This is a genomic window from Streptomyces sp. NPDC043176 (assembly GCF_056436715.1).
In genome coordinates this window covers 303,578-316,364 of record NZ_JBWKCA010000005.1, presented here as the reverse complement: position 1 = coordinate 316,364, position 12,787 = coordinate 303,578, and the positions used below count along the sequence as shown (strand labels likewise).

The 12,787-nt window shown below is 68.2% G+C and carries 10 protein-coding genes and 1 pseudogene; 6 read left to right on the top strand and 5 right to left on the bottom strand.

Features of this window, described 5'->3' with window-relative positions:
- Window positions 1-152 precede the first annotated feature (152 nt).
- Complete coding sequence (locus AC067A_RS10755) at window positions 153-2,078, top strand: FG-GAP-like repeat-containing protein (RefSeq protein WP_478617464.1); 1,926 nt, start codon at window positions 153-155, stop codon at window positions 2,076-2,078.
- Window positions 2,079-2,215: 137 nt separating this feature from the next.
- Here the strand turns inward: AC067A_RS10755 and AC067A_RS10750 are convergent.
- The 4 genes and pseudogenes from AC067A_RS10750 to AC067A_RS10735 all read right to left on the bottom strand — a co-directional run bounded on the left by AC067A_RS10750 (window position 2,216) and on the right by AC067A_RS10735 (window position 7,483).
- Window positions 2,216-3,499, bottom strand: a pseudogene (locus AC067A_RS10750) (IS3 family transposase).
- Window positions 3,500-3,586: 87 nt separating this feature from the next.
- Window positions 3,587-6,355 (bottom strand): CRISPR-associated helicase Cas3', encoded by a 2,769-nt coding sequence (cas3, locus tag AC067A_RS10745; RefSeq protein ID WP_478617461.1) that lies wholly within the window; start codon window positions 6,353-6,355, stop codon window positions 3,587-3,589.
- Window positions 6,356-6,469: 114 nt separating this feature from the next.
- Window positions 6,470-6,628 carry a hypothetical protein gene (locus AC067A_RS10740; protein WP_478617458.1) on the bottom strand — a complete coding sequence of 53 codons (159 nt, stop codon included), beginning with the start codon at window positions 6,626-6,628 and terminating at the stop codon, window positions 6,470-6,472.
- A 582-nt stretch (window positions 6,629-7,210) separates the two neighbouring features.
- A complete protein-coding gene (locus AC067A_RS10735; protein WP_478617455.1) occupies window positions 7,211-7,483 on the bottom strand; it encodes a hypothetical protein in 273 nt (90 codons plus the stop codon).
- Between the two features lie 353 nt (window positions 7,484-7,836).
- On the opposite strand from AC067A_RS10735, the gene AC067A_RS10730 reads away from it, so the two are divergent.
- The 3 genes from AC067A_RS10730 (at window position 7,837) to AC067A_RS10720 (ending at window position 11,011) form a co-directional block, all read left to right on the top strand.
- Entirely contained in the window at window positions 7,837-8,034 is a 198-nt protein-coding gene (locus AC067A_RS10730; protein ID WP_478617454.1) for a hypothetical protein, read from the top strand.
- Between the two features lie 620 nt (window positions 8,035-8,654).
- Window positions 8,655-9,131 (top strand): hypothetical protein, encoded by a 477-nt coding sequence (locus AC067A_RS10725; RefSeq protein ID WP_478617452.1) that lies wholly within the window; start codon window positions 8,655-8,657, stop codon window positions 9,129-9,131.
- Between the two features lie 41 nt (window positions 9,132-9,172).
- On the top strand, window positions 9,173-11,011 hold the full coding sequence (locus tag AC067A_RS10720; protein ID WP_478617449.1) for a hypothetical protein: 1,839 nt from the start codon (window positions 9,173-9,175) through the stop codon (window positions 11,009-11,011).
- A gap of 15 nt (window positions 11,012-11,026) precedes the next feature.
- On the opposite strand, the gene AC067A_RS10715 is transcribed toward AC067A_RS10720, so the two are convergent.
- Window positions 11,027-11,206 (bottom strand): hypothetical protein, encoded by a 180-nt coding sequence (locus tag AC067A_RS10715; RefSeq protein WP_478617447.1) that lies wholly within the window; start codon window positions 11,204-11,206, stop codon window positions 11,027-11,029.
- Window positions 11,207-11,559: 353 nt separating this feature from the next.
- On the opposite strand from AC067A_RS10715, the gene AC067A_RS10710 reads away from it, so the two are divergent.
- A complete protein-coding gene (locus AC067A_RS10710; protein ID WP_478617444.1) occupies window positions 11,560-12,240 on the top strand; it encodes a hypothetical protein in 681 nt (226 codons plus the stop codon).
- A gap of 126 nt (window positions 12,241-12,366) precedes the next feature.
- On the top strand, window positions 12,367-12,777 hold the full coding sequence (locus AC067A_RS10705; protein WP_478617441.1) for a head decoration protein: 411 nt from the start codon (window positions 12,367-12,369) through the stop codon (window positions 12,775-12,777).
- Window positions 12,778-12,787 lie beyond the last annotated feature (10 nt).

Genomic DNA, 12,787 nt, shown 5'->3' with positions numbered 1-12,787 from the left:
CTCGGTGGCCCCCCAGGCGAACACGACCTGCCGCAGCTCTGTGGCACGTCCCCCTCTTCCGCTGACCCCCCGGCGTTCACAGGGGGGTTTCGTATTGGAAAGTGAAAACAGCTGTGCGCATACGCAGATGGGTTCCCGCCACGGTCGTGGCCATGACCGTGGCCCTAGGGATGCCCGCCCCGCTGGCCACCGCAGTCGATGAGCTGCCGGCCGACAGCGCCCCGTACGCCCTCGAGGACGGGTCCTACCCCTACCGTGCCGACGTCCGCGAGCTGACGGGCGCCGACCTGATATCCGGCGACGGCAACATCACCTTCACCCCGTGCTCTGGCCCTCACCAGATCAAGGTATGGGCGCGAAACCTGAACACCCAGGAATCTCGGATCTGCTTCCAGGCCGCCAGTACCGGGCTCTTGACCGTCAACATCCCGCGCGCGTACCGCATAGAGACCTACGACCGGGACCTCAAGGCAGACGTCTCCATCGACGGCACCACCGAGAATCTGACCGTCCTCCGCAACACCTCGAAGGGCTTCGGAGAGGCCAACCTCGCCGACCCCAAGCAGGCCGTGCTCCTCAGGATGGAAGTCACCGGCTCTGCCACCCCCCCGTCAACTGACGGCCAACCCGCGGACGCCGCGAAGCTCGCTTTCAGCAGCAAGATCATCATTGGAGACGGGACGCGCTCCTGCTCAGGCGCGCTCATTTCTCCTCAGTGGGTCATCACGGCCAAGAGCTGCTTCGCGGACAACCCGGCCGTGGACAACACCGTGGCCGCAGGTGCGCCCAAGACCGAGACGACCGTGGTTGTCGGCCGCACCGACTTGACGAAGAGTGGCGGCAGCACCCAGGAAGCCGTCGAACTCGTTCCTCACCCCAACCGTGATCTGGTCCTGGTCAAACTCGCCGGGGGAATCCTCCGCTCGATCGCAACCCCTGTACGGCTCGCCACCGCGCCCGCTGTCGCGGGTGACGAGGTGACGAAGGTCGGCTTCGGGCGGACCGAGTCGGACTGGGCTCCCACCCAGCTCCACACGGGCACCTTCACTGTGGCCTCCGCCACTGCCACCTCGCTGGACCTGAACGGCTCCGACACGGCTGTCGTCTGCAAGGGCGATGCCGGTGGCGCCGCTCTCCGGACGGTCGGCGAGACGACCGAACTCGTCTCCATCGGTTCTCGTTCATGGCAGGGCGGATGCCTCGGCACCGACGTTGCCGAATCCCGCACCACCGCTGTCGACACCCGGACCGATGACATCGCGACCTGGGTCGCGGAGACGACGGTCCGTGTCCAGGACGACTTCACTGGCGACGACATCGGCGACCTCGCCGGTGTCTGGGGCGACGGCTCCGCTCACATCTACGCTGGTGACAAGACCAACGGTCTGTCCGGCACGCAGTACACCCAGCCGGGCACCACCACCTGGAAGACGACCAAGCACCTGGCCAAGGGCGACTTCACCAACGACGGTAACGCCGACATCATGGCCGTCTGGACCGACGGCACCATGCACGTCTACCCCGGCGCCGGAAACGGCAGCACCCTGGCCCACAAGACCGTGACCATGGGCGGGGCCACGTGGGGCACGATCAAGCAGCTGACCGCCGGCGACTTCACCGGTGACGGCATCGCCGACATCATGGCCGTCTGGACCGACGGAACCGCCCACCTCTACCCCGGCCTCGGCGACGGTCAGCTCGGCTCCGGCATCACCGTCACCGTCGGCGGCGCCACCTGGGGCACCACCCTGCAGATGGTCTCCGGCGACTTCGACCACGACGGCCTCGCCGACATCCTGACCGTCTGGAACGACGGCACCCTCAACTTCTACAAGGGTCTCGGCAACGGCCAGCTCGCCGGATTCAAGCGCGTCACCACCGGCGCCGACACCTGGGACACCGTCAAGCTCATGGCCGGCACCGACGTAGACGGCGACCGCATCGCCGACGTCCTGGCCATCTGGAGCAACGGCACCATGCACAAGTACAAGGGCCTTGGCGATGGCCAGATCGCCTCCGCCAGCGCAGCACTGCTTGGCGGAACCAACACCTGGGGAACCTTCCTCCAGCTCACCTAAGTCAACCGCCAGCAAGAGCTGAACGACACCCATTGGTACAGCCGCATCCTACAAACGGACTGGGCTCGCTACCGACTGTCGGCCTGGACTGCAAAGTCTGGGCCGACAGTCGGTAGCGCCCCGGCGTATCCGGGGAATCAGTTTGTTGGATGAGCGGCCCGGATGGGGTCGCAGTGGTGACCGTAGTGGGCCTGTTCGGCTTCGGTGGGGGTGAGGTCGTCGCAGGCGCCTTGCAGATGGTGGTTGTTGTAACAGTCGATCCAGGTCAGGGTGGCGATCTCGAGGTTGGTCAAGGACTGCCACGGCCTGTTGGGCTTGTTGACCTCGGTCTTGAACAGGTCGATCGTGCTCTCGGCGAGGGCGTTATCCAGCGCGTCGCCGACCGTGCCGACGGACGAGGCGATGCTGGCCTCTTGCCGGTGGTCTGTGTAGCGAATGGCCAAGTATTGCGACCCGGCGTCCGAATGATGAACGAAGCCGGTGAAGTCTGTGGCGCCGGCGCGGAGCCAGGCCGCGACGGCTATCTCCAGGGCGTCCAAAACCAGGGTGTGCGCATGTGGCTGGCCGCGGACCAGCCGATGATCCGGCGGGCGTACACGTCGATGACGAACGCCACGTACGCCGTCCCGCAGACGGTGGCCACATAGGTGAAGTCGCTGACCCACAGCCGGTTCTGTGCGGGCCAGTCGAAGCGGCGGTCCACCAGGTCGACCGGCCAGGTGGCGGCCGGGTTGAGCACGGTGGCGGGGTGCTTTCGACCCCGGACCACGTCGCGCAGGCCGAGTTCGCGCATCAGCCGCTCGACGGTGCAGCGTGCCACCGGCATATCCTCCCGGCTGAGCTGCAGCCACACCTTCCTCGCCCTGTAGAGCACGGAAGTTCTTTTCGAACACGCGGGTGGTCTCCCGTTTCAGCACCCCGTCCCGCGAGGACGCCCAGCCGGAGCCGCGCTGCTGTTGGGCCGTGGTGCCGTAGTAGGTGAACGCCGCGATTGGTACCCCATGCTGGGTGAGCGTGCGGCAGATCGGCTCGATTCCTCACCGCGCTCCCACCTCGCCGGTGGTGTCTCTGTGGGCGCTGATGAAGCTCACGAGGACCTGCGTGGCCGGTCGAGCTCGGCCGCGAAGAAAATTGAGGCTGCCCGCAGGATCTCGTTTGCCCGCTTCAGCTCCCGCACCTCAACCCGCAACCGGCGCATCTCCGCCGACTCCGCGGTGCTGGTCCCCGGCCTGGCGGGCGCCTGCGTCGACCTCGGTCTGACGGACCCATTTGCGCAGCGTCTCCGCGCTGCCGATGCCGAGCTTGCCAGCGACCGAGCAGATCGCTGCCCACTCGGTCGGATGCTCGGGCCTCACCTCGGCCACCAGCCGTACCGCACGCTCGCGTAACTCGGCCGAGTAGTTCCTCGAAGGACGTGACATGGACTCCACTTCCTTACGAAGTGGAGTCTCCAGACGTACCGGGACGGTTCACCACCAGGCAAGATCACCCGACGTAACGAAGCACTACTAGGCCCTGGTGAGCCCGGTGGTGGGATCGAGATAGGCGATTCTCCGACCGTTCGTGTACGTGCCGGTAGTCGCGGCATGGGGCAGGAGCGCGGTGTCTCGGAGGGCTGGGGTCTTCTTCCAACCTGCCGGGGTCTCAGCGGTGGGGTCGATGACCGGTGCGCCGTTCGTGGTGATCCACTGCTGCCGGATGGGGATGGTGCGTCGCATGAGTCGACGGATCGTGTCCCGATCGCCCGGCTTCACGCGCCGAGGAAGCCGAGTGCGGCTTGTGCGCTGGGACGGATGGAGCCAGAGGCTGCCGTCCGGGCCGGTCCATACGGGTAGTACGCGGATGCTGGGGTCGCCAAGGCGGGTGGTCAGAAACTCGCTGCTAAGCGTGGAGTTCGTTAGCGGGTGCAGGTCTGTTCCGGTCCGGTGCTGACGTATGGCGGCAAGGTCGGCCATGGCCTGCTTGGCGTTGTCGTCAGCCAAGCGCCGTAGGTCGTCGTCGGCGGTGTAGGTGTCGCTGTAGACGGCGTCGACGTGATGCTGGAGATCTTCGGGCACAGCAACCGGCCCGGTCAGGGTGCCCAGGTGTTCGTGGGTACGGCGCAGCAGGCTGGCGTCGTACACCTCTCCCCAGTACGCGGGCATCGTCGGTTTGCCCTGTTGAGTGACCGGGGTCAGGACGTGAAGGGTCGGCTGCTGCGCGTACGGGGGACGGGTGCGGCCCTGGTGGCGGTGGCCGCGGCCCGCGCGCTGCGCGAGCAGCGCGAAGGGGGCGAGATCGCTGATGACGAGGTCGAAGTCGACGTCTAGGGACTGCTCGGCGACCTGGGTGGTGATGACGATCAGCGGCCGGTCGGGGCGCTTGCCGGTCGGCGCGATCCAGGTGCCGTCAGGGCGGCGGTGAGCGGGGCGGATGGGGCCGGTCCAGCGTTCGAGGCGGCGGGTGACGCCGTGTCGCTGATGGACTGGCATGCGGGCGTGGAGGATCCGCACGAGCGTGCTGCTGTTCTTGTATGCGTCCTGGAGGGCGCTCTCGGTGGCCTGGGCTTCGGCGACGGTGTTGCACACGATGAGAGCTGCCCCAGGGGTCTCGGGGCTGGAGTGCAGGGGCTGGAGGATGTCGAGGATCCGGCGGGAACGCTGGCCGGCCCCGGTGGCCTGCCGGGTGGGCGTGTAGGGGTGGGTGCGGATGTCCAGCCGGGTGGCGCGCGGGGACGAGTAGGGGCCGCGGCTCGTCGTTTTCCCGGTCGCATGGTCGGTGAACGTCCATCCCGGGTAGGTGGGCGTGACCTCCTGAAGCGGCGGATGGCCGGCGCCGTGCCGGTAGGCGTTCAAGAGGCTTGTCGCGATCCGGCTCGTCAGCGTCGCGGACAGCACCACCACGGGCACGCCGAGCCGTCCCAGCCACTCCAGCAGGATCGCGGTCAGTTGGTGCCCGTGCGCGTCGTAGGCGTGCGCCTCGTCGAGGATGACCGTCTTGCCCGACAGGCCCAGCCACCGCATCGCCATGTACTTGTGCGGCAGCACGGCCCGCACGGCCTGGTCCCACGTGCCGATGGCGATCCCGGTCAGCAGCCCGCGGTGCGCACCGCGCAGCCACTCCGATACCAGTGCCGGGCTGTCCAGGCTGGGGGTCAGGTCCTCCGGGGTGTAGTCGGCGTCGAGCCAGGCCAAGGAGTGCAGGCGGGCGACGGGTACCTTTCCCCGGCAGTTGTGTCCTGCGTGCCGCACCAGTCGGCGGTGCATGGCGTCGGTGGTCGCCATCGTCGGCAGCAGCATCGCCAGTCCGCTCGTCCCCGATGCCTGCCCGAGGACACGCTCGGCGAACAGAGCGATCTCCGTCTTCCCGTCCCCGGGCGCTGCGGTCGCCAGCAGCATGCCCGGCCCGTTGACCAGACCGGGAAACTCCTTCTCGATACTGGCCTGCAACGGATACGGGTCGGACAGGCCCGGGAACATTCCGGCGAACGAACGGGTCGCACGCCACGTCGGCGCGAGCAGCTGCGCGCGGGCCGGCACCCGCACGGCAGCACGTCGGGCCATCAGCAGATGCTCCGCCCAGTCCCCGGCCACCCACCGGCTCTTACGATGCTGACGCTGCCGCGCTTTCAGCCACCACACCTGCGACACCAGCCAGTCCGCGAGCGACACCAGCCCCGTCGTCACCGCCGCCACCGGCGCCTGCGCCCGCCGCGTCGGCCACACCGGAACTCCGAACAGCTCACCCGCCAGCCGCACCAGCGCCTCACGCTGCTCGTCCCACCCCTCACCACCAAGACCCGGGGCCGCGACGATCGGACACGTCAGCGACCCGTCACGGTGACTGAGCGGCCCTCCGTACTGGCCGTGGTGACCACCGAGGATCTGCCCCAACTGCTCCGCGACGAGCCGCGCCGGCCGACCGTCCAGCGGCAGGCCGTGAATCCGATGGAGAAGTTCGGGCAGCGCCAGGTGCACGCCGTGGTCGTGATACGGCGTCCGCTCCACCGTCACCGGGTACCCGGCCGTCCCGGACACCTCATCCGCTTTCGGCTCCTGCTGCTGGAACACTGGGCTGATCTTCGCCAGATCATGGAGAAAGCCCAGCCACACGTGCAGCAGACGTGCCTGTTCCTCCGTCAGTCCCCACCCCTCGGCCAACATTCGTCGTTGCCGGGCACTCAGGTATCGCTCCCACAGCACCTCCATCACCGCAGCGGTGTCGATGCCGTGACAGCCCACCGGATACGGCTTGTTCAGTCCCCGCTCCTTCCCCCACAACCGGGGATCCAGATGCATCAACGAGCAACTCCTCACAGTCATCAAACATGGGCTCCGCGTGCACGGGGCTGAATCACTGAGGGCGATCAGTGTGGGGGATCACCTCTGTGCGGCTTCACTCACCGACCGGTGTCACACGTACTGGATTGGCGGGCAGCAGATCACCACCCGCACGTCCTCGCACTGGATCGTCGACGGGTCGGCGCTGCGGTGGCAACACCGGCTGACCGATCGCCCGTAGATGCCCCAACTCGACGACAGGTCGCCGGCGTTGGTCGAGGGTTTCGTCATGCTGCCAGTTTGTATTCAAGCTGTCGCGCTGTGCTACCTTGAAGCGTCTGCGTGACTCCTATGGAGGCTCGTGCGAACGCGACCAGCAGCCGGACGCGAACGCTGCAAGCGCAGACCCCCTCGAAGTTCGCGGGGTGATCCACCAGAAGGCTCCGGTAGTGCCTGAGCCAAATGCGCCACACCGGGTTCCTGTTGACGGCTGCTCGACAGAACTCGACCGAGGGGTTCCAAGTCCGCCAACGCGGGACACCTCACACCGCCTGTTGTCACTTGGGTGGTCGGTCGAGTCTGTCGCGATTCACCGACCACCCTCTGAAGAGGGGTTTGAGTAGGTGAACGTCAGTCGTCCGGTCGCCATCGTCATGTGCTTCATGGCCGCCGTCATCGCGGGTTTCGTCTCCGGAGTCGTCGCGGCCTTCCTGGGGGTAGGTGTGCCGACCAGTGTCGCGTGGGGAGGCGGGGGCTTTTTCAGTTTCGCCACCCTCGGCCTCATGGCGCTCACGTTTCTATCTGTTGACCAGGAGGCGAGCGGCCCCCTGGTCGGCGAGAGCCAGAGGGCCGGGAGTGCGCGTTCGCGGCCGGTCAGGCAGCGGGGGTGAGCGCGACGAGGAGGGGCCCCGCGGCCTTGCTCCACTCACGCCCGGCGTCGATCGCCTCCCGGCCCTCCGTGGAGATGCTCTCGCGGATGGGGGAGAGGAAGGTGTCGCGGAAGCGGGCTTGTGCGTCGAGGTTCATCCCGCTCCCTGCGACGGCCGCGCCGACCCTCTCCTTCAGGACCGCGACTGCTTCCCCGCAGCTCGCTCCGGTCCACTCGTCCGCGTGCTCGGCGACCAGCGCCCAGGTCATCTTGAACATAATCACAAGTTATCGGATTTTGCGTAAATGGCCCTAAATGATGCTATGTTGGACGCGGAAATTTGAGCTCCGCCGCTTCGCGGTGGGGCTTGAAGGCGCCTGGCTCACCAGTCCAACTAGGCGTCGGAGAAGACAAACCTTCGCTCTCACCCGGTGAAAGCCGGGACAAAGCGGGCCCAGTGGCCCGTGAACCGAGACCATTGCGCAGGACTGGCGCGATGGGCTCGACCGACTCCTCTGGAGGCTTGCGTCTAGTGACGCAAGGCGCAGGGAGTTTGTCACTTGTTCAGACAGGTGGCTGGTCGAGACCGTCGCATGCGTGCTCGCTGGCCACCTTCGACAGAGGGGATGCCATGCGCATCAACCAGCGGAAGATGATGGCCTGGGCGTTTTGCTTTCTGGCCGCCCTTGTCGCTACGGCTCTGGTCGGCGGCTTCGCGTTCTTCGTTCTCCACCTCTCCGCGACCGCCAGCGCCTCGGCGGGCGCCGGCGCCTTCGTAGTGGTCGTGGGCTGGGGGGGCGGCCGTGATCGGTCCGTTCCACTTCGGTAACGACGACTATGTGCCGCCGGGGGCGCCCACGGCTGGGCCGCAGCAGGGGGCGCCCGTGCCGTGATTACCGGACCGGACGGGCGCCCGTCGAGCACTCCTCCTCGGTCGAGTCCTCGACGTCGTACGTTCAAACTCGTCGAACTGGGCCCGGCTGTTCCGCTCGTAGGGCGCCTGCGGGCGGGTTGGCGGTTCGGTTCCCTCTACCCGCGCGGGACTGAACCGGGCAGCAGAAGATCGCGGTCCTTGTTGGCCGCGTCCGCTCCGCCCGCGCGGGGCTGAACCGCCGGAACGCTCCGACTGCCATCCTCCGTAGACGTCCGCCTTCGTCCGCAACCACGTCGTGGCGGACAAGGGCTACTCGGCCCACAGCTTCCGGGCCTACCCGCGCTGGCGAGGCAACAAGGCCACGACCCCCAAACGCGTCGACCTGCTGGCCGGTCGTAGACGACGTTGTGAACGTCCCTGGATCTCCGACAAGGCCGCCTACCGGGGGTGCAACATGGTCGAACGCTGCTTTCACCGGCTCAAGCAATGGCGCGGCATTGCCACCCGCTACAACAAGCATCCCGACCGCTACCTCGCCGTCGTCACCCCGCCGGAACTCTCATCTGACTCGACACATGATCGACCGGAAGAACTGGCCCAGGATGAAACGGCCCCAGGAGGAAACAGCCCATCGTTCAGTGAAGGGCCTCGGTAGCCTCGCGATCATGAGACCTTGGGGGATTTGGTCGGTCATCGTGTGCAGCTTCCTGTTGGCCGCTGCCTGCCTCACCGGCTGCTCTGCCAAGGGCGCCACGCCGACCGCTGAGGACCAGCGCGCCGCTCACCTGGACCGTGTACGCGACGCCTACCGCCTCGGACGCAGCGCGGGTCTGGAACTGCAGCAGCAGAAGATCGCCGACGGCACCCCGCCTTCCTATTCCAGCCCGAGCGAGGAGGAGTGCGCGGCACGGTGGACCCAGCTTGGCGAGCGCGAGCAGACCCCAGGTGACAGGGCAGGGTTCCTCGCCGCCTGCTCCTCCTTCCCGCCGCTGGGACTTCCCGGGTACGACGAGGCCGTGACCGAAGCGCGCGGGGGCAAGACGACGCCGTAACCTGATCAGGCGGCGCGGGGCCGACTGCTTGGAGGGGCACTGTGGGCCTGCGCGAGCTGATCACCGACGCCTGGAGCTGGCTGGACTACAAGCCGGCCATGGCTGACCCGCGCCGCCCGGGCCGGAACGCCTGGGCGGACCTGACGTCGTCGTGGATTCCCGACGAGGACTTGCGCCGCCTGGCTGCGTACCGGCTGCTGGCCGCGTACGACTCCAACCAAGCCGGGCAGCTCGCCCAGCTGAGCGGAGACGACGACCGCGGGGGAGAGCGGCGGGAGCTGGGAGACGCCTCGAAGATCGTCGACACCGCCCTCGGCTACCTTCTAGGCTCCGAGCAGACCATCAGCGTCGCTGGCGCCGAGCACGCCGGCGACGAGCCGTCTCCGGAAGCCGCCGCGGCCCGCGCCGTCCAGGAGCAGCTCCGGGCGTGGGCGGAGAAGGAGCTGCTGCCGCTCCGAGTCCAGCAGGCCGAGCGGAACGCGATCCTCCTCGGGGACGGCGTCTACACGCTGGCGTGGGATCCGGGGAAGGGACGCGTCCTGCTGCGCACCTGGGATCCGGGCCTGTACTTCCCGGAGTGGCCGGAGGACGGCGAGGACGGCGCCGACTTCCCGATGCGGGTCCACCTGGCGTGGGAGCTGCCCGAGGACAAGCGGCGCGGCCTGAAAACCAGGGTGCGGCGGATCACCTACGAGCTCGCCCCCGTCGGCCCGGCCAGCCGTCGGGTCGCGGCCAAGGGTGGCGGCGCGGTCCGCGAGTTCCTGTATGACGAGGACGGGGCGCCGGTCCTCGTCGTCGGCGACCAGCTCGACGCGGGCAGCAGCTCCATCACCCGCACCTACCCGTGGGCGCCGGACCGGCCCAGCCCGTGGACCTGCTATCTCACGGACGCCGAATGGGACCTGGACGACCTCACGCACGCCGACCTGCTGTACGACCTGCCGCTACATAAGGCCACCTTCCGCGTCCGCTCCGACGGCGAAGTCCTCGACCGGCTCGACCTGCGCTGCGACTTCATCCCGCTGATCCACATCACCAACTCGATCCCCAACAGCGGCGAGCACTGGGGCAAGCCGACCATCGCCACCGTCCTCCAGGGCCTCGACGAGCTGTCCGCCACCGACACCGACAGCTCCGGCGCCTCCGCGACGACCGGCTCCCCGATCATCGGCCTGTCCGGCGCCCGCCTGCCCATCGACCGCGCGACCGGCCAGCCGCTGCCGGTGAAGGTGCGGGCCGGAACGGTATGGCAGCTCAACGACAACGGCAGCATGGACGTCCTCGACACCTCCGCCCAGCTCGCCGAACTCCGGGCCCGAGTCGACCACCTCATCGACCGCGTCGCCGCGAACTCCCGCCTCACCGCCGCCGGCCTCGGCACCCTCGACCCAACTGCCCTGCCCTCCGGCTACGCCCTCCAGCTCGCCCTGGGCCCGCTGGACTCGCTGGTCGCCTCCATGCGCCTGGCGCGCAGCCACAAGTACGCGGTCCTCCTGCGGATGGTCCAGCGGCTCCACCAGGCCGGCCACGCCGACCGATGGCCCGCAGGGGAGTCCGTGCCCGCCCGCCTGATGTGGGGCCCGCACACGCCCACCGATCGTGCCGCCGTTCTGGACGAGGTGGCCAAGGGCGTTGGCGCCGGAGTCCTTTCGGTGGAGACCGGCGTGAAGATGCTCATCGACGCCGGGTATCCGATCGGCAACGCACAGGACGAGATCGCGCGGATCCAGTCCCGGGCCTTCGAAGCTGCCGTCCGCTTGGCCGACGCCACCGGCGACAACGCGGCCGTACGGGGCTACCTCGGCCTGTCTGCCGCTGGTCCGGAGATCCCGAGCATTCGTCTCGATGGACGCGAGGTCGGGGGTGGCCAGGAGAGGTAGCCCGCCGGCGTCAGGTCAGGTCTGCTGCTGGTCGCTGCTCTCCGTACTACGTGTGCCGTGCCGGAGAGCGGCGCGGGCCTCGCGCCAGGCTGCGAACAAATCAGGGAGCTGACGGAGAAGGGCAGCCGTGAGGGTGATCAACAGGCCCAAGATGCCGAAGATCGCCAGGGCAGCAGTGATTGCGACGTGTTCCATGCCGATGAGCATGGGTCTGGCCTCTGACCAGGGCAAACGCCGAAAAAGGAGCGCAGGAAATCGCAGGTGTTCTATTTTTGGGCAGGGTGAAGGACTCTTACTCGCGACTCTCGGCGGACCTCTGGATAATTCCTGACGCCGTGAGCTGCGCTGATTGAATTCATCAGCTGCCACGGGAGAATTGAAGCAATTTCCGAAGGTGATTTCCTGGGAGGGGGTGAAGTTGGTCGGCAAGTCGGCTCATTTCGTGCACTGTTGGCCGGAACGGCTTCCTTGACATCGGGCAGGGTGGTCAGGGAGGGCTAGACTGATCATCGGCGCGGGGGCGCTGGAGACCTGTGGATGGTTCACGCATGACGCGCCCTTCGCTCCCCAACCCGCTTGCCCCGGTCGGGCACCGCCGTGACGGGCGGCCCATCTACCCGATCCTGGGGGCCTCGCCCGAGCACGATCCGAACAAGCCCGATGACGACCCGGGAACCGGTGGCGTCACGCAGGAGGACCTGTCCCGGCTGCTCGCCAGGGAGAAAACCCAGGGCGGCCGGGCTGCGGTGAAGAAGCTCCTGGAGAACCTGGGCTTCAACGACGCCGATGCCCTGACCGAGTTCGTCACCACGAAGCGCGACGCCGAACGGGCCGCGCTCTCCGAGGTCGAGCGCCGCGAGCAGGCCGCTGAGGAGAAGCTGCGCGAGGCCGAGGCCCGCGAGGCGCAGGCCCTTGCCCGCGAGCGCGCTGCACTCCGGCGTGCCGCCCTCGCCGGCCTCGGGGCCACTGGCGACGACCTGGACGACGCCGTCCTGCTGATCGACCGCGCCCTGGACGGGCAGGACGACGCCGACGAGGCGACCGTCGCCGCGGCTGCCGAACAGCTCAAGGAGAGACGACCGGAGCTGTTCGGTACCGGACGGGAGACCGCCCCGCCCGCGCCGGGCGGCTCGCCCGCCGGCGGCCCACCGCCGCGCGGCGCGACGCCGCCGAAGCCGGGGGCGGCCGGGCTCGACATGGCCCGCCTGCGCGGCTACATCACCACCTGACCGATCCATTCCCACCGGCGGGACAAGGCCGGACCAGGGGACCACGCCCCTCCCAGTCCGTGGACGGCGCCACCAGCAGGTGAGCGCGCGGAGACCCGCCATCGCGTCCCTGGGAGGGGCACCGTCATGCTTCAGCCGATCACGACGCAGCGCAGCGTCACGGCGAACATCGAGTGGCTCGGCGGCCGACACGGCACCGACGACACCGACACGATCACGCTCGACATCACCCGCTTCACGTCCGGCACGCACTACGTGCCGTCGACCGACACCAGCCAGCCGTACAGCCTGTTCAAGTCCGGCGTCCCGGTCGGCAAGATCACCGCCTCCGGCCTCTACGGCCCCTTCGACAAGGCGGCCACCGACGGCCGACAGGTTCTCGCCGGCTTCGTGGTCGCCGAGACCCTGTTCGCGCCCACCGCCACCAAGGTCCCGGCCGCGCTGCTGTGGCACGGCACCGTGCGCACCGCGAAGGTCCCTGGCGGGCTGAACCCGGCCGACGTCACCGCCACCACCGCCCTGATCCGGTACGTGTAAGGAGCCGCTG